The sequence below is a fragment of the Legionella sp. PC997 genome (assembly GCF_014109825.1).
Classification (GTDB): Bacteria; Pseudomonadota; Gammaproteobacteria; order Legionellales; family Legionellaceae; genus Legionella.
In genome coordinates this window covers 3,078,051-3,093,650 of sequence record NZ_CP059576.1, presented here as the reverse complement: position 1 = coordinate 3,093,650, position 15,600 = coordinate 3,078,051, and the positions used below count along the sequence as shown (strand labels likewise).

The following is a 15,600-nucleotide window of genomic DNA, read 5'->3' as shown; positions in this document are numbered from 1 at the left end:
TTAAGCAGCTTCGCCTTTCTTATTAAATTCTTTTATCAAAGCGCTGACGCGATCAGATAACTGTGCCCCTACTTTTTGCCAGTGGCTCAATTTTTCTGCATCGATATGCAGACGCACTTCTTGTCCACGAGCTACAGGGTTGAAATAACCAATACGCTCAATATAACTACCATCGCGGCGTTTGCGGCTGTCAGTAACGACCATATGATAAAACGGACGCTTTTTGGCGCCACCTCTTGATAAACGTATAACGACCATTATTTTCCTCTACTTTAGAGTGGTTACGTAAAAATGCCGTGTATTGTACGAAAATTAATTCACCATGTGAAGTAATTCTTGCGAATTATTTAAAATCATCCGGTAATATGCCTTTTAATCCTGCCATACCACCGAGTCCACGCATCATTTTTTGCATTCCACCAGGTTTTGTAAATTTTTTCATCATTTTTTGCATTTGTTCAAATTGTTTTAATAATTTGTTTACATCTTGTATTTGTGTCCCTGAACCCAATGCAATTCGTTTCTTGCGTGAACCCACAATAAGTTTGGGGATACGACGTTCTTTGGGGGTCATGGAATTGATAATAGCAATAGTTTGTGCCATAGCTTTGTCACTGACCTGTTTCATTGCTTGTTGCGGCATCATTTGACTGACGCCGGGTAGTTTACTCATCATACCAGCAATACCGCCCATATTATTCATTTGCAGCAGTTGTTGTTTGAAGTCTTCTAGATCAAAACTTTTGCCTTTTTTCAACTTTTTAGCTAGTTTTTCACTCGCTTGTTTGTCTGCTTTCCGTTCGACTTCTTCAATCAGAGTAAGAATATCACCCATGCCAAGGATTCTGGAGGCAATTCGCTCGGGATGAAATGGCTCCAAAGCTTCTACTTTTTCACCACTACCAATAAACTTGATAGGTTGTCCCGTAATTTGTTTTACTGAGAGAGCGGCACCCCCACGCGCATCGCCATCTGTTTTAGTGAGTATGACTCCTGTTAAAGGTAAGGCTTCATGAAAAGCTTTTGCTGTATTCGCAGCATCTTGTCCGGTCATGCTGTCTACAACAAACAGTGTTTCAATTGGGTTTATTTCTTGATGTAAGGCTTTAATTTCCGTCATCATGTCGGCATCGATGTGCAGACGACCTGCAGTATCAATCAACAATACATCCATATATTGTTTTTTTGCGGTATCAAGCGCTTTTTTAGCAATACTTAGTGGTTGCTCGTTGGCTTCTGCGGGAAAGAAAGTGACATCTATTTGTTCTGCTAATATTTTGAGCTGTTGTATTGCAGCGGGTCGATAAACGTCGACGCTGGCCACCATTACTTTTTTGTTTTCAGATTCTTTTAAGTATCGTGCGAGTTTCGCAGTACTGGTCGTTTTTCCTGAGCCTTGTAATCCTGCCATTAGGAATACAGCTGGGGGTTGAGTTTTAAAGTTAAGCTCAGCACGTTCATCACCCATGATATGAATTAATTCATCATGAACGATTTTAACAAAAGCCTGATCGGGATTTAACTCAGTTAAGACTGTCTGTCCTAAAGCTTTTTGTTTTACTTCTTCGATAAATTCTTTAATGACAGGTAAGGCGACGTCTGCTTCCAGCAGTGACATCCTGACCTCACGCAAAGCCTGTTGTACATTATCTTCAGTTAATCGACTCTGCCCTCGTAGACTTTTGAAGGAGCGGGTCAACCGTTCGGTTAAGGTTTCAAACATGATCTATTACCCGAAAAAAATAGGAACTATAGCACAGAGAAGCTAGGATATGAAACTCTCCCATCCATGATCTAATTTTAATATTAGTTAATAATTATTGTTTTAATTATTTCGTTTCTCTTTATTCAATCTTTCGGTGTGTGGTAAGTATTTTAAAACTTTTTATTTTTTATTTTAAAACGGGAATTGAGTGTGTTCGCTTTTCTGGCTTGAGCTAATAATTTGGTACATTAAGACAGGAAAAAATGCAGAGATTTTCTTATTAAATCATGCTATTTTACAGAGCAAGCTAAAAATCTATGGGCTAGTAAATAAAATCAAGGAACATTTTGTTTAATTATTGCCCGATTATTAAGGGTTCCTTAAGCTAATTTTTAATATAATGTAGCTTCTGCACGCCCCAAAACTGCACTGAAGGAATGCGATGATCGAGAAAAAACATTCACTGACAATTTTCAGTCTGACTATGATAACAGTTGGTTCTGTGGATAGTATACGAAATTTGCCTGCTACAGCCTTATTTGGCAGTCAATTAATTTTTTATTTTGTTTTAGGTGCTTTATTTTTTCTAATCCCAACTGCTTTGGTTTCAGCAGAATTGGCTTCAGGGTGGGCCAAACAAGGCGGGATTTACATTTGGGTTAAACAAGCGTTTGGGAAAAAGATGGGTTTTTTAGCCATTTGGTTGCAATGGATAGAAAATGTAATTTGGTACCCAACGATATTATCTTTCGTCGCAGGCACTATTGGTTATTTAATTAATCCTGCATTGACAAGTAATCCTTATTTTCTTTGGGCAGTAATCGTTAGTTCATTTTGGGGAGCTACGATATTAAATTTGCGGGGAATGAAATCTTCAGCTGTATTCAGTAATCTGTGTTCTCTTGCAGGTTTATTATTACCCATGTCGTTGATTATTGGCCTTGGGGCTTTTTGGGTTACCCAGGGTAATCCGTTGCAAATTCAATTTGATACTCCAAGTATCGTACCTCATTTAGCTGATAAGTCCATGTGGGTCTCTTTAACTGCGATCATCATGTCTTTTTGTGGTATTGAAATCGCTACCGTTCATGCAAATGATGTTGATAATCCACAACATGCTTTTCCCAAAGTATTAATTTACTCAGTAGGAATTATTTTAAGTACCCTAATTCTAGGTTCTTTGGCTATTGCAATTGTTTTGCCCGGCAAAGACATCAATTTAGTAGCAGGAATTATGCAAGCATTTGAAGCATTTTTTTCCAGTTATCACATGTATTGGATGATGCCTGTAGTCGCTGTAATGTTGGTTTTAGGTGGGCTTGGTGGTGTGAGTAACTGGATAATTGCCCCCACAAAAGGATTATTGGTTGCTGCAGAAGACGGTAATTTACCTGAATATTTCCAACGTACGAATGAAAAAGGTGCACCGATTGTAATGCTCTTCACTCAGGCCAGCATTGTCACTGTTCTTTCAGGTTTATTCTTATTTATGCCTAGTGTGAATGGATCTTATTGGTTGCTAACTGCTTTAGCTGCTCAATTGTATATGCTGATGTATTTTATTATGTTTGCCGCAGCAATTAAATTGCGGATTGCTGAGCCCCACCATCCTCGACCGTTTGCAATTCCTGGCGGTATAATAGGTATGTTATTTGTAGCGGGTGTAGGTATTGTGGGTGTATGTGCTACTTTAGCCGTGAGTTTTATTCCACCAGAAGGAATTAATGTAGGTGGTATGGCACGCTACGAGTTGACATTAATTGGTGGTTTAATTCTCATGTGTTCACCACCATTTGTAAGTTCCTGGTTGCGAGGAAAAACACCAATATTGGATGCGGCTGTTCCAGATTAAGATTTTGCAGAGTTTCCTGGCCTCTGTGAAGGGAGATGTAAGGACAAAGCACCATGGACATTACAGAATCTAATGAATTGCTGAGCCAATTAATGGCACGATTACCTGAATTGGAATGGAAAATTAGCGAGCTGGGTTCCTTTTTCTCCATTCATCGCCTACCCAGAGGGGTATTTCGTTTAGATAAAGAAGCAAATGGTGTAGCCTGTATCGCAGAAATTAAAGCGGACATTCATGCATTATCCAAACAACAAAACAAGCGTAGTGCTTTATATTTGGCAGAGCGAATTAGACAAAAAATAAACATCTTGGTTGTTTTATGTCAAATGCATCAAGGCAAAAAAAAGTCAGGAGAAAACGTTTCCTTTGGCATAAAAATGTTGAGTACTAGACAACAATGGATCAATGATCTTGAATTTGAAATTAATACGCTTTTAGAGCAACAACATGCGATGAGTAAAGCTTTGGAGCACCTCCGACATAGCCATAATTCCAGTGCAATTTTGCATTTAAAAGCAGAGTTAGGTGAGGTTGAGCGTCGCCTGACTTTAGCGAAAGAAACGTTAAATCGAGCTGTTTCTTAATCAATAATCTTTTTCTAATCAAAGTTATGCGGTAAATTTAGGGTCTGTTTACATTTCGCCAATTGGGGTAATATAAATAGACCTTAGAGTGCCTTTTCGGCATTCATTAATAAAATAATTACTCAAACGAAACATTGACTTGTTTGTTGGTGAATAACAAAGAAAATGATAGAGAGAATGAGTGATTACTAAAAGGAGCTTTTTTAAATGTCAGATAAATATTCTCAGGTTACCAAAGATATTAGTACTCAATTAGCCAAAATGCGTAAAGAAATGCCAGAAGTAATGTCTGGATTCTCAGCTCTTGCGCAAGCAGCAACTAAAGACGGTGTACTCGATAAAAAAACTAAAGAATTAATTGCTATGGCTCTGGCTGTTGCGAAACAATGTGATGGTTGCATAGGATTTCATGCGCAAGCTTTAATTAAATTACAAACAACACGCCAAGAGTTCTTGGAAACTTTAGGTATGGCAGTTTACATGGGTGGGGGTCCATCTTTAATGTATGCTGCAGAAGCTTTAGAAGCATTTGAAGAATTTAGTAAATAATATGAGGTCCATTGCTTTTAGCCTGGATCAACTCAATAGAGTCCAGGCTTGAAAGAAAAAGTCTACTTAATTATTCATAAGCAATTTTCTCGATGATTAAATAACGGATGAGGGGATTTATAAAAGATTTTATCAAATAAGTGCAGACCTATTTAAATCATTTGTACCCAATTCATACAATCCTTAATTAAGATTATTTTCATAATCTTCAATCACTAATTTTATTATATGCTCACGGATGGACTATACTAAATTATAAATTTTTTTTTTGGGGAAAGGGAGAATTGAAATGTTAAAAATTAAATGCAGTTCATGGTGCACAATTTTTGGCATCTTTTTGGTTTTTTGTGTTCCATCGTTAGCGTTTGCACATCATGCTGAATTTATGAGAAGTGAACCTTTTGTCCAAGGTTTGAGCATGCCCATTCATGGGGTAGACCACATGTTATTTACGTTGGCAGTGGGACTAATTGCGGCACAAATTGGTGGACGAGCTTTGTGGAGCATTCCTTTGATATTTGCTGTTGCTATGGTATTAGGTGGCATATTAAACCTTTCTGGAGTGTCTATACCTTTGTTAGAGTATGGTATCCTGGCATCTCTTATTGTGTGTGCGGGGTTGCTTTCTTTGCGTCCGAGCGTCTCACTACTTCTAACCATAGGTTTAGTTGCTCTGTTTACTATATTCCAAGGTAATGAAATGATGACTTCAGGTGGGGTGGGTGTATATAATTTGCCCTTATTTATTCTAGGCACATTATTTTCCTCTCTTCTATTGTTAGGCGTTGGAGTTGGTGTGGGTTTATTAATTTCCCACAGGAACGCTTATCTATTTCGTTATGTAGGAGTAGCTATGTTAGTAGCTGCTGTTGTAATTAGTGTATATCCTGACATTAATAATGCGATAATTCACATGCTTGAAGCTTAATTAAGTTGATTTATCAGGGCATCTTGGCTTTTGTTTGGCTAGGTTGCCCAAAGTTTAAGGAACATTCTTTACAATCTATGTGCATCGATGCCACTTCACTTACTTTTTTTAGTTGCATACATTTTAGAATCAGCTAGATCAAGCATATCCTCCAGGGTTCGATGTTTATTGGCATCATATTGTATGCTCCCCGCACTGAATTCAATCTTATAATTAGAGGATTGTGCACATTTTAAAACGCTTTTTAAGCGGTCAATAATTGCAGATACATCGTTTTGGTTCAATCCCGAACAAAATATACAAAATTCATCACCGCCTAAACGTCCTATAACATCATGATACCGAAAATTTTGGAGAAGAGCATTCGCGAAAATTTTTAACACTTTGTCACCTTCCGCATGTCCAAATTGATCATTTATTAATTTGAATTTATCTAAATCAAAAAATAATAGGGTAAACATTTGATTTTCACGTTGACATTTCTCAAATAAGTAGCCGGCTAATTTTAAAAATCCCCTCCGATTAGATAAACCTGTTAATTCATCAGTTATGGAAATCTGTAATTGCTCCAGATCCATTTCCACCATTTCAGCAAGATCGTGAACCACATTTTCATCAACTTCGCTTTTTGCTCGAGGTTTGTCATCGATTAGACAAATTACCCCCACATTATAGCCTTTGACTTTTAAAGGACAGCCTAAATAAAATCTGAAATTGGGTTTTCCAAGAACAAACGGATTATCATAAAATCGCTTATCTTTGGTTGCATCTTCGACCACCATAATTTCATCAGAAAGAATAACATGGCCACAAAAAGATGTTCTTCTCTTGGCCTCTTTTATGTCAAATCCTTGCGTGGATTTCATCCATTGACGCTCAGCTTCCAAAAATGAGATGACCGAAATAGGGACCTCAAAAAGTTTGCATGCAATACGCGTTACTCTATCGAAACGTTCCTCTTTCTCGGTATCGAGTATGTGTAATTTATAAAGTGTTGCTAAGCGTTCCGCCTCATTTTCTGGCTTGTTTGGAGGAATCATATTTTATCCTTTCACGTACAGCAAGTTGGCTAATCTTTATGATATATATCATTATATTTTTAAAATTTAAAAGTAATGAAAACCCTAGGGCGTCCAACTTTGAAAGAAGTTTTGGAAGGGTGTTAAAAAAAGCACAGTTTGTTAAGTTATCTCAGAGAAATTCGCGACATTAGTAATTAATATTTTGAATAAGGATTAAATCAATGCGAATTAATCCTCATGTAAAAAGAAGGGCTTTTTATTTTTGTGAGGAGGGTTGTCCAAGCGCTGCGGAAACATGAAGCATTTCATTTTTTGCCGCTGTATTTTGTTGACAAGGATAGTGTTTACTTGCTCCTAACCAAGCTACTTGAGAAACGGTCATGGAATCTTTATCACTTTGCTGGCTTGAGATCTCTTTATATGTCTGCTGAATCAATTCACAAAGCGTAAATGCACTAAGCTGTACCCCTGGTGGCAAGCAAAAAATAGGATTTCCTTGATTTTTTGCGACTTCATTGGCTTGAATCATCGTTTCTGCAATACTTTCGCACGTTATTGTTAAGACATGGCGAGCAGAGCGAGCCCATGCTTGCGCTTGAGGATCTGCTTTAACTTCCATCTGAGGAATATTATCAGCGATACTCATGTAATTTTTTATGGTGTCTGCATGGATGCACTGACACAGAAATAGGAAACTGATTAATACAATACGCATAATTTATCCTTCCAATCAAATGCCATGAGGCTTAATTAAACCCAGTTTAAAAGCAATTAATAAAAATATAAATAAACCTACTGAAATACTTATTCTTATCGTTAATGCTTTAACGGTACGTTTGGAGTTTCCTGGGTCTCGAATTAGGAAGATAAGACCACTTGCCAAAGCCCCAGCAATGATAATCATGACAGAGATGATGATAATTTTAGTGATCATTTGTTATACTCCCGAAATTGCCGTCAAATTATGACTAACATTTAAACAATTAATTAATGATGCCTAGTTTAACCTGTTTTAAATTTCGTTTCACCCCAAGCTGGCCGATGTCAATTCTGGCAATCCTAGTTTTTTCTTTATTCGTTCGCCTTGGGTTCTGGCAAATCCATCGTGCAGATGAAAAAACAAAAATGATTGTGGCACAAAAAAACCAAGAGAAGCAAAACCCAGTTCCTTGGGCGGTAAAGAAAGAACTGCCAGTGCAATATGAACGACTCTCCTTAAAAGGTCATTATCTGCCGCAAATATTTTTATTGGATAATCAACATTACAAACATCAATTTGGTTACGATGTTTTATCTCCCTTCCGATTGTCCGATGGATCTATAATTGTAATTGATCGCGGATGGGTTCATGGTGAACTGACACGGCGAATTCTTCCAAACATCCAAATCCCCAAAGGAATAATCGAATTACAAGGAACAGTCTATTTTCCCAGTAAAAATCAATGGGTTTTAGGGCCGGCTATAGAAGAAAAAGGGAATAATACGATCATTTTGGAGCGTGTAGATGATCAATTGATCAGCCAAGTTTTGCAAAAATCAGTCGCTCCGTTTATTATTCGCCTCGACAAGCAAGACACAAATGGATTTGTGCGTGAATGGGAAACGGTATCCATGCCTCCGCAGCGGCATTTAGCTTATGCTTTGCAGTGGTTTGCTATGGCATTGGTAATACTAATTATATTTGTAGCCTTAAATCTGAAGAAAAAAAATGAAAAAACAAGCCAGTAAATATTATATTTTAGTGTTGTTGGTTGTAATATTCGTCACCCCCGGCGTAGCGGCTTATTTATTTTACCAGCATCCTTCTTGGTTGGGCGCTACTCGGGTTAATAAAGGGACATTGCTGAATCCACCAATAATGGTGAATGCCTTGGAAGGAAAATCCAAATGGCGTATCGTCTTTTGGAGTTCAGAGGCTTGTGATCAAGGGTGTATGAAGCAGCTCGATATACTCGCTCGAATTCGTCTGGCGTTAGGACGCAAATTATACCAGGTGGATCAATGGCTTCTTCTCAGTGATAAAGCACCTCCCTTATCACCAAAGCAACAAGCCTATTTAAAGGAAATAGATTTTAAAGTGGCAAAATTATCTGCAGATCAAGTTAGTAAAGAGGCTTTATTGTCTGAAAATAAAGTATTTATAGCTGATCCAGGTAATTATTTAATACTCAGTTATGCATCTCAGGTAAACCCTAATGATGTATACAAAGATTTGAAGTTATTGCTCAATACAACAGAAAAGAGTGATTAATCTAATGCAGAATAAATTATTACGGTATGTAGTGTCATTTGCTGTGCTTTTGTCTTTATTCGTAGTTATGCTCGGGGCATATACGCGCTTGACTGATGCAGGCTTAGGTTGTCCGGATTGGCCTGGTTGTTATGGCCAGATGGTTCTTCCAAGTGCTACGGACAAATTGCAGGCTGCACAAACTCAATACCCACAAATTCCCATCGAATCTAGAAAGGCATGGACGGAAATGGTTCATCGTTATGCTGCTGGTTCTTTAGCTTTGTTAATTTTTTTTATAGGTTTTTATGTAGCACGCAAGCGTTTGCAGGGTAACAATTTGTCTTGGCATTTGCCCGCTGCACTAATTATCTTAGTTTTCTTTCAAGCTGCTTTGGGGATGTGGACAGTAACCTTGAAGTTGTTACCAGTAGTCGTTATGGGACACCTTTTAGGCGGTATGCTGATCGTTGCATGCTTAAGTCGTTTTCGATTACAAATTAGCTCAATAAAGGGAAATGATTTATCACAATGGCGTCCTTGGTTACGAATCGGGTTGCTTATTGTGTTCTTGCAAATCGCATTAGGCGGTTGGGTTAGTTCAAATTATGCTGGGATCTCATGTATTGGATTCCCTATGTGTAATGGTGAATGGTTACCTGATCTACATTTCGCAGAAGGATTTAATTTATTTTCGCCAGTGGGAGCTAATTATCAAGGAGGGGTACTCGATCATGATGTAAGAGTAACAATTCAATTTATCCACCGATTAGGGGCAATAATAACCGCAGTTTATATTCTGGTACTCTCGTTATTGATTCTATGCAGAAGCAGCTTTAATTATCTTAAAACCGCAGCTGTAGTGTTGTCTTTATTAGTATTGGTTCAATTTACTTTAGGAATTTTAAATGTAATTTATTTACTGCCAATTAGTGTTGCTGTAGCCCATAATGGGGTTGCTGCACTATTACTGGCAACCTTATTTAGTACGCTGCATTTAACGCGTAAGGGGCAAAATGATGCACGCTGAGCATGTAGTTCAATCTTCGTCAGCTACTTGGCGTGATTACCTTGAGTTATGCAAACCTCGAGTTGTACTACTTATGTTATTGACGGTAGTTGTCGGAATGTATCTGGCCGCTCCTGGCTGGGTTAGTATGTCGCTGCTGATTCTTTCTCTGCTTGGTATTGGACTGTGTGCAGGAAGTGCGGCTGCAATTAATCATTTGGTAGATAAACGAATTGATGCCATTATGGCCAGAACCAAAAAAAGACCTGTAGCGAGTGGACAGGTTTCTGTAAAGCAAGCTTTATGGTTTGCTTTAATCATGGGTACTCTTGGGCTGACAATTTTGGTGATATTTGTAAATCAACTCACTGCGTGCCTTACGTTTATTACCCTCATAGGCTATGCTGGTATTTATACAGGTTACTTAAAAAGAGCCACCTCCCAAAACATAGTCATCGGTGGATTAGCTGGAGCTGCACCACCGTTGCTGGGTTGGACTGCTGTGACAAATCAATTGGATCCTCAAGCTTTATTGCTGGTATTAATTATTTTTATATGGACACCTCCACATTTTTGGGCTCTGGCTATTTATCGTTACGAAGAGTATCAGCATGCTCAAATTCCTATGTTACCCGTCACCCATGGGATTGCGTTTACTAAATTGAGTGTTTATTTATATACCATCTTATTGCTTGTAGTGAGTGTATTGCCTTTTGTTGTAGGGATGAGTGGCTTATTTTATTTAATAGGGGCTTTAGTGCTGGGTGCGCGATTTTTATTTTGGTCGCATAAATTATATCGTACCGATAAACCTGTTGTTGCAATGCAAACATTTAGATTTTCAATCGTGTATTTGATGTTATTGTTTGTTTTTTTATTGATCGATCATTATTTATAAGGAATAGGTATGAAATAAGTTCCAAGAACAGTAATTTTTGTGAAAGCTGTTTATGAGACTTATTCCATGTATGTTCCTATAAGGGGGTAAAATGAGTTTAAAGGCTAAAAGTGTTACCTTTACTGTAGTTGTTTTGCTGGCTCTTGCAGGATTGTTTTCAGGAATTTTTGTAGGTCAGCATGTACATTTTAAGAAAAAAATAGATGTGTCTTCATTTCATGGTACTTACCTTGAAAATCCAAGACAAGTGAATCAGTTTAATTTAACAGGAATGGATGAAAAACCATTTAGCAATAAGAGCTTAAAAGGGAAATGGACTTTAATGTTTTTTGGTTTTACAAACTGTGGTTATGTTTGTCCCACTACTATGGCCGAATTATCCAAAATGTATCGCATTCTTGAAGAGAAGGGTGTAAAGAATTTGCCGCACGTCGTGATGATTTCAATTGATCCTGAGCGTGATAATCAAGAAAAACTAGGACATTATGTCACTTCATTCAATCCCAATTTTTATGGGGCCCGAGGAGATGAGGAATCCATTAAGTTAATGACTCGAGAAATGGGAATTGCTTATGCAAAAGTAATTGAAAGGGGAACTAATGATGTCACAAATTATGATATTCAGCATAGTGGTGCTTTGATGCTGTTCAATCCCCACGGAGAACTTAATGCATTTTTTACCACGCCGCATCATGCAGATTTATTAGCGCAGGATTATCTGTTGTTGGTTTCTTAAGGGAACATTTTTTTGAAATATATTTTGTTGCTCCAAGGTGATTTTTACATTTTTGGACTAGGCTTTATTTATACGAGCGAGTTGTAAAAAGGCTCGAAATTTCTAGAATAATAAAAAAATTGAGGAAAGCGTTTTTCATGAAAATTGCAATATTGGCCACAAATCCACATTTGTACTCTCACAAGCGTCTGAAAGCAGAGGGAGAAGCTGCTGGCCATGAGATTAGAATTATTAATCCTTTATATTGTTACATGAATGTCGCCGCTTCCTGCCCTAAGGTTCATTATAGAGGAGGGTCACCCTTGCCTCATTTTGATGCAGTCATTCCAAGAATTGGTGCATCGAATACTTACTACGGTACAGCAGTTTTGCGTCATATGGAAACTATGGGTATGTATGCTTTAAATGAGTCCTTAGCCATAGCCCGCTCGCGTGATAAATTCCGCTCATTACAGTTATTAGCCCGCAAAGGAATCCCTATGCCCTTAACAAGCTTTGCCCAATCACCGGATGATACTGAAGACCTAGTTCGTATGGTTGGGGGTGCTCCCTTAGTTATTAAATTATTGGAAGGAACTCAGGGGAAAGGGGTTATTCTCGCAGATAGTCATCAATCAGCGGTGAGTATTATTAATGCTTTTAAAGAAATGCATGCCAACATTTTGGTACAAGAGTTTATTGAGGAGTCACGTGGCGTCGATATTCGCTGTTTTGTTGTCGGAGAAAAAGTAATTGCGGCGGTGAAACGACAAGCGAAAGAGGGGGAGTTCCGTGCCAATGTTCATCAAGGTGGAAAAGCGGTCAAAGTCAAGTTATCCCCACAAGAGCGTTCTATTGCAGTTAGTGCTGCTAAAACAATGGGATTAAAGGTTGCGGGTGTCGATTTAATTCGATCGAATCATGGACCTTTAGTCTTAGAAATTAATTCCTCCCCTGGTCTTGAAGGTGTGGAAAAAGCCACTGGAATTAATATAGCTGGCAAAATTTTTGAGTACATTGAGAAACATGCAAAACCGATCAGTGTGAATGATCGGTTCCATGGTTAAGCTGCTTTACGATCGTCGTTTAGCGATATGAAATATCGGAATTTTCTTCCTCTTGCTCACGATTCCCCTTTATTACTTCACGATACTTTCTTTAAAAAAGGAAGTATCAGGATGAGCTTCATAGAACGAGGGGGCATTTTCGAGTTCAACTTTGGCGGCATCAAGCATTTTCGTAAATTCATTGACCACGTCCATTGTTTTAGGAGTGAGGATTTTCCACAAGGATCACTTCTTAATAGAAGAAGCTAATTTTCAATTTCGATAGGCGATGCATCTATTGGTGCTCGCATAATACAAATACCCCATAATTACAAACATGTAGCTCTAATTATAGACAATATGTGTTTATGCGCGCATAAAGTCGAATAAATACATTAATGAGACGAATCACTTTTACCGACCAACCAATCAGCACTTACCTCGAATTCTTGGGCTAATGCATTGAGTAATTTTTCATCTGGGTTAGTGGCGCCGTTAAGCAATGCTTCCGCCTTAAACCTTGGTATTTTAACCAGCTTCGATAATACTTCAATACGCTCTGCACTTGATTCGGGTGCACCAATATTGTCAAGTTCTTTATTTAATCTTTCAGAAAATCTCTTATTAAGCATCGGCTTCTCCTAATAATGATTTAGGGTAAAATACATCTAATTACTCCTCTAGTCATCGCCTCATAGCTAAGCCAATGAAGCAGGCGAAGCGAACGGCTATCTTATTTATTTCATATAGCATAAAAATCAGGTTTTGCAATGATTGTCCCAAAAACATTTGGCCCCAAAGGCTTTTCCGTGAAACTCCTTTTCTCAGGATAAGCTTTGATTTGTGTTGATCTGCACAATCTTTCAATTTAGTATTGAACCTCAAAAAAGGATTGTTTGGGACAAACATGATCGAAGAAGTTGCTGTAAAATATCCTTGTGATTTAATTATATTTGGTGCTTTGGGGGATTTGTCATGTCGTAAGCTATTTCCCGCCTTGTATCAACTCGAACGCGCCAATTTGCTTCATGCCAATACCCGAATTATTGGATGCGCTCGGGATTCCTTCACATTAACTGACTATACCGGGTTAATAAAATCTAAAGTACAAGCTTTTATCAATGAAGAACTGGATGAACAGGTTTGGTCACGTCTCATTCATAAGATGACTTATTGCCAGATTGATCTCACACAACCCGAAGATTATTCGAGGATATTAGATTATGTAAGTCCCGAGGAGCGAATCGCAATCTCTTATTTTGCAATTCCGCCGACACTTTATGCTCAAACATGCCAAGGTCTGTCAAGTATTGGTTTAACCAAACAACCCTCACGAGTGGTTTTAGAAAAACCAATTGGTCATGATTTACCTTCATCCATAGTAATTAATAATGAGGTGGCCCATTTTTTTGCCGAAGATCAAATTTATCGAATTGATCATTATTTGGGTAAAGAAACAGTATTGAATCTCCTAGTACTTCGTTTTGCAAATGCGATATTTTCTTCAAATTGGGATCATCAAGCTATTGATAAAGTTGAAATTAGCGTAGCAGAAGAAGTAGGCGTAGAAGGACGATGGTCTTATTATGATAAATCGGGTCAAGTAAGGGATATGTTGCAAAATCATCTCTTACAAATCCTAGCTCTTGTGGCAATGGAACCACCAATGAGTCTCTCTGCTGAATGTATTCGTAGTGAAAAGTTAAAGGTATTAAAATCATTGCGACCTATTTCTCCTGCACATGCCCAGGAGCACACGGTGCGTGCGCAGTATGTAGGAAACGTGATTAAGGGCCAACAAATACCTGGGTATCTGAATGAAGAAGGCGCCCATAAAACTTCAACTACTGAAACTTTTGTTGCAATCAAAGCATTTATAGATAACTGGCGCTGGTCTGGTGTCCCTTTTTATTTATTAACCGGTAAGCGATTATCAAAAAAACAAAGTGAGGTAGTGATTTACTTCAAACCACAACCATATAATGTTTTTAAACAATTAAAACAGGAATTATCTCCTAATCAACTTATCATTCGTTTGCAACCCGATGAAGGAGTAGAATTACGAATGATGAATAAAATCCCTGGTCTTAGTGAAACTATGCAATTACGAGATAGTAAGCTGGACTTAAATTTTAATCATCTCTTTAACTCGCAAAGAATTGCCGATGCTTATGAACGCTTATTGTTGGAGGTGATGCTAGGCCATCAATATCTGTTTGTAAGTCGTGAAGAAGTAGAACAAGCTTGGAAATGGATTGATGAAATTGGGCAAGCATGGGAAAGGCAAGAGACCCCACTTTATACTTATCCTGCAGGAACTTGGGGGCCTTTAGAAGTAATTCGTTTATACAATGGTAAGGCGCATGTATGGGGGGAGCAAAATGCAGTTACGTAGTTTTAGTGAAGCTTCTATCTTAACAGAGGATTTGGTCGAGCAGATAAAAGGTATTCTTAGATATGCAGTGGAGCAACGTGGCCACGCTTATTTAGTGGTCTCGGGTGGAAAAACTCCTATTGATTTATTTAAAGCTTTGTCTAAAACCGATCTCCCATGGGATAAAATTACAATCACTTTGACCGATGAGCGTTGTGTGCCTGCTCATGATTCTGATCGAAATGACCGTTTAGTCCGAAATTTTTTACTGCAGCATCAGGCAGCTAAAGCTCATTTTTTGAGTTTATACAATGAAGATTGTACTTTAGAACAAACACAGCAAATAATTGCCTCTCTACCTACGTTTGATGCGGTGATTTTAGGGATGGGTGAGGATGGGCATGTCGCCTCTTTGTTTCCTTGCTCTGATGAACTGGGTATGGGGTTGGATGATAACGCTGCAGCAGTGCTTCGAATTAGCCCAAAGACTGCCCCTCATCAACGCATAAGTTTATCTAAAAAAAGATTATTAAATAGTCGCGTTATCTTTTTACATTTATTAGGTCAGAAGAAATTGACTGTATTGCATCAAGCAATGGCAGAGCATGATTCTATGGTAATGCCAGTGAGTGCTTTTTTAAATAACTTTGATGCAAATGTTCAGGTGCTATACGCACCTTAAGGAAGA

General features: G+C 38.2%; 19 protein-coding genes. 12 read left to right on the top strand and 7 right to left on the bottom strand.

Going from position 1 to position 15,600, the window contains the following annotated elements; all coding sequences use genetic code 11:
• Positions 1-258, bottom strand: a complete 258-nt coding sequence (rpsP, locus tag HBNCFIEN_RS13470; RefSeq protein ID WP_182391584.1) for a 30S ribosomal protein S16 — start codon at positions 256-258, stop codon at positions 1-3.
• Positions 259-343: 85 nt separating this feature from the next.
• Positions 344-1,723 (bottom strand): signal recognition particle protein, encoded by a 1,380-nt coding sequence (gene ffh, locus HBNCFIEN_RS13465; RefSeq protein WP_182391583.1) that lies wholly within the window; start codon positions 1,721-1,723, stop codon positions 344-346.
• Positions 1,724-2,147: 424 nt separating this feature from the next.
• Between ffh and HBNCFIEN_RS13460 the strand changes: the two genes are divergently transcribed.
• From HBNCFIEN_RS13460 to HBNCFIEN_RS13445, 4 genes are all read left to right on the top strand, one after another.
• The gene (locus tag HBNCFIEN_RS13460) at positions 2,148-3,557 is read left to right on the top strand and encodes an amino acid permease (RefSeq protein ID WP_182391582.1); all 1,410 of its coding nucleotides are present in this window, start codon (positions 2,148-2,150) and stop codon (positions 3,555-3,557) included.
• Positions 3,558-3,610: 53 nt separating this feature from the next.
• The gene (locus tag HBNCFIEN_RS13455; RefSeq protein WP_182391581.1) at positions 3,611-4,141 is read left to right on the top strand and encodes a hypothetical protein; all 531 of its coding nucleotides are present in this window, start codon (positions 3,611-3,613) and stop codon (positions 4,139-4,141) included.
• A 207-nt stretch (positions 4,142-4,348) separates the two neighbouring features.
• Complete coding sequence (locus tag HBNCFIEN_RS13450; protein ID WP_182391580.1) at positions 4,349-4,690, top strand: carboxymuconolactone decarboxylase family protein; 342 nt, start codon at positions 4,349-4,351, stop codon at positions 4,688-4,690.
• 289 nt (positions 4,691-4,979) lie between these two features.
• Entirely contained in the window at positions 4,980-5,618 is a 639-nt protein-coding gene (locus tag HBNCFIEN_RS13445) for a HupE/UreJ family protein (protein ID WP_182391579.1), read from the top strand.
• A gap of 95 nt (positions 5,619-5,713) precedes the next feature.
• Here the strand turns inward: HBNCFIEN_RS13445 and HBNCFIEN_RS13440 are convergent, their stop codons facing one another.
• The 3 genes from HBNCFIEN_RS13440 to HBNCFIEN_RS13430 all read right to left on the bottom strand — a co-directional run bounded on the left by HBNCFIEN_RS13440 (position 5,714) and on the right by HBNCFIEN_RS13430 (position 7,574).
• Positions 5,714-6,658: a sensor domain-containing diguanylate cyclase gene (locus HBNCFIEN_RS13440; RefSeq protein WP_182391578.1), complete on the bottom strand. Its 945-nt coding sequence runs from the start codon at positions 6,656-6,658 to the stop codon at positions 5,714-5,716.
• Between the two features lie 238 nt (positions 6,659-6,896).
• The gene (locus HBNCFIEN_RS13435) at positions 6,897-7,355 is read right to left on the bottom strand and encodes a phosphatase (RefSeq protein WP_182391577.1); all 459 of its coding nucleotides are present in this window, start codon (positions 7,353-7,355) and stop codon (positions 6,897-6,899) included.
• 15 nt (positions 7,356-7,370) lie between these two features.
• Positions 7,371-7,574 (bottom strand): twin transmembrane helix small protein, encoded by a 204-nt coding sequence (locus HBNCFIEN_RS13430; protein ID WP_182391576.1) that lies wholly within the window; start codon positions 7,572-7,574, stop codon positions 7,371-7,373.
• Between the two features lie 59 nt (positions 7,575-7,633).
• Here HBNCFIEN_RS13430 and HBNCFIEN_RS13425 point away from each other — a divergent pair, with 59 nt between their 5' ends.
• The 6 genes from HBNCFIEN_RS13425 (at position 7,634) to rimK (ending at position 12,559) form a co-directional block, all read left to right on the top strand.
• The gene (locus HBNCFIEN_RS13425; protein WP_182393707.1) at positions 7,634-8,368 is read left to right on the top strand and encodes an SURF1 family protein; all 735 of its coding nucleotides are present in this window, start codon (positions 7,634-7,636) and stop codon (positions 8,366-8,368) included.
• Positions 8,349-8,891 carry a hypothetical protein gene (locus HBNCFIEN_RS13420; protein WP_182391575.1) on the top strand — a complete coding sequence of 181 codons (543 nt, stop codon included), beginning with the start codon at positions 8,349-8,351 and terminating at the stop codon, positions 8,889-8,891. The genes HBNCFIEN_RS13425 and HBNCFIEN_RS13420 overlap by 20 nt, the downstream gene beginning before the upstream one ends.
• Before the next feature lie 4 nt (positions 8,892-8,895).
• Entirely contained in the window at positions 8,896-9,900 is a 1,005-nt protein-coding gene (locus tag HBNCFIEN_RS13415; protein ID WP_182391574.1) for a heme A synthase, read from the top strand.
• Entirely contained in the window at positions 9,890-10,777 is an 888-nt protein-coding gene (gene cyoE, locus HBNCFIEN_RS13410) for a heme o synthase (RefSeq protein WP_182393706.1), read from the top strand. Before HBNCFIEN_RS13415 ends, cyoE begins: the two co-directional genes overlap by 11 nt.
• 91 nt (positions 10,778-10,868) lie before the next feature.
• Positions 10,869-11,513: an SCO family protein gene (locus HBNCFIEN_RS13405; RefSeq protein WP_182391573.1), complete on the top strand. Its 645-nt coding sequence runs from the start codon at positions 10,869-10,871 to the stop codon at positions 11,511-11,513.
• Positions 11,514-11,650: 137 nt separating this feature from the next.
• Positions 11,651-12,559 (top strand): 30S ribosomal protein S6--L-glutamate ligase, encoded by a 909-nt coding sequence (rimK, locus tag HBNCFIEN_RS13400; RefSeq protein WP_182391572.1) that lies wholly within the window; start codon positions 11,651-11,653, stop codon positions 12,557-12,559.
• Positions 12,560-12,631: 72 nt separating this feature from the next.
• On the opposite strand, the gene HBNCFIEN_RS13395 is transcribed toward rimK, so the two are convergent.
• Both HBNCFIEN_RS13395 and HBNCFIEN_RS13390 read right to left on the bottom strand, forming a co-directional pair.
• Positions 12,632-12,781, bottom strand: coding sequence for a hypothetical protein (locus HBNCFIEN_RS13395; RefSeq protein WP_182391571.1), 150 nt, complete (start codon positions 12,779-12,781; stop codon positions 12,632-12,634).
• Positions 12,782-12,933: 152 nt separating this feature from the next.
• Positions 12,934-13,170 (bottom strand): hypothetical protein, encoded by a 237-nt coding sequence (locus HBNCFIEN_RS13390; protein ID WP_182391570.1) that lies wholly within the window; start codon positions 13,168-13,170, stop codon positions 12,934-12,936.
• 275 nt (positions 13,171-13,445) lie between these two features.
• On the opposite strand from HBNCFIEN_RS13390, the gene zwf reads away from it, so the two are divergent.
• A complete protein-coding gene (gene zwf, locus HBNCFIEN_RS13385; protein WP_182391569.1) occupies positions 13,446-14,933 on the top strand; it encodes a glucose-6-phosphate dehydrogenase in 1,488 nt (495 codons plus the stop codon).
• A complete protein-coding gene (gene pgl, locus HBNCFIEN_RS13380) occupies positions 14,920-15,594 on the top strand; it encodes a 6-phosphogluconolactonase (protein ID WP_182391568.1) in 675 nt (224 codons plus the stop codon). Before zwf ends, pgl begins: the two co-directional genes overlap by 14 nt.
• Positions 15,595-15,600: the final 6 nt, after the last annotated feature.

Excerpts from the sequence above, each read along its gene's own strand:
- rpsP (WP_182391584.1), bottom strand. The coding sequence starts at position 258 with ATGGTCGTTATACGTTTATCAAGAGGTGGCGCCAAAAAGCGTCCGTTT.
- ffh (WP_182391583.1), bottom strand. The coding sequence starts at position 1,723 with ATGTTTGAAACCTTAACCGAACGGTTGACCCGCTCCTTCAAAAGTCTA.
- HBNCFIEN_RS13460 (WP_182391582.1), top strand. The coding sequence starts at position 2,148 with ATGATCGAGAAAAAACATTCACTGACAATTTTCAGTCTGACTATGATA.
- HBNCFIEN_RS13455 (WP_182391581.1), top strand. The coding sequence starts at position 3,611 with ATGGACATTACAGAATCTAATGAATTGCTGAGCCAATTAATGGCACGA.
- HBNCFIEN_RS13450 (WP_182391580.1), top strand. The coding sequence starts at position 4,349 with ATGTCAGATAAATATTCTCAGGTTACCAAAGATATTAGTACTCAATTA.
- HBNCFIEN_RS13445 (WP_182391579.1), top strand. The coding sequence starts at position 4,980 with ATGTTAAAAATTAAATGCAGTTCATGGTGCACAATTTTTGGCATCTTT.
- HBNCFIEN_RS13440 (WP_182391578.1), bottom strand. The coding sequence starts at position 6,658 with ATGATTCCTCCAAACAAGCCAGAAAATGAGGCGGAACGCTTAGCAACA.
- HBNCFIEN_RS13435 (WP_182391577.1), bottom strand. The coding sequence starts at position 7,355 with ATGCGTATTGTATTAATCAGTTTCCTATTTCTGTGTCAGTGCATCCAT.
- HBNCFIEN_RS13430 (WP_182391576.1), bottom strand. The coding sequence starts at position 7,574 with ATGATCACTAAAATTATCATCATCTCTGTCATGATTATCATTGCTGGG.
- HBNCFIEN_RS13425 (WP_182393707.1), top strand. The coding sequence starts at position 7,634 with ATGCCTAGTTTAACCTGTTTTAAATTTCGTTTCACCCCAAGCTGGCCG.
- HBNCFIEN_RS13420 (WP_182391575.1), top strand. The coding sequence starts at position 8,349 with ATGAAAAAACAAGCCAGTAAATATTATATTTTAGTGTTGTTGGTTGTA.
- HBNCFIEN_RS13415 (WP_182391574.1), top strand. The coding sequence starts at position 8,896 with ATGCAGAATAAATTATTACGGTATGTAGTGTCATTTGCTGTGCTTTTG.
- cyoE (WP_182393706.1), top strand. The coding sequence starts at position 9,890 with ATGCACGCTGAGCATGTAGTTCAATCTTCGTCAGCTACTTGGCGTGAT.
- HBNCFIEN_RS13405 (WP_182391573.1), top strand. The coding sequence starts at position 10,869 with ATGAGTTTAAAGGCTAAAAGTGTTACCTTTACTGTAGTTGTTTTGCTG.
- rimK (WP_182391572.1), top strand. The coding sequence starts at position 11,651 with ATGAAAATTGCAATATTGGCCACAAATCCACATTTGTACTCTCACAAG.
- HBNCFIEN_RS13390 (WP_182391570.1), bottom strand. The coding sequence starts at position 13,170 with ATGCTTAATAAGAGATTTTCTGAAAGATTAAATAAAGAACTTGACAAT.
- zwf (WP_182391569.1), top strand. The coding sequence starts at position 13,446 with ATGATCGAAGAAGTTGCTGTAAAATATCCTTGTGATTTAATTATATTT.
- pgl (WP_182391568.1), top strand. The coding sequence starts at position 14,920 with ATGCAGTTACGTAGTTTTAGTGAAGCTTCTATCTTAACAGAGGATTTG.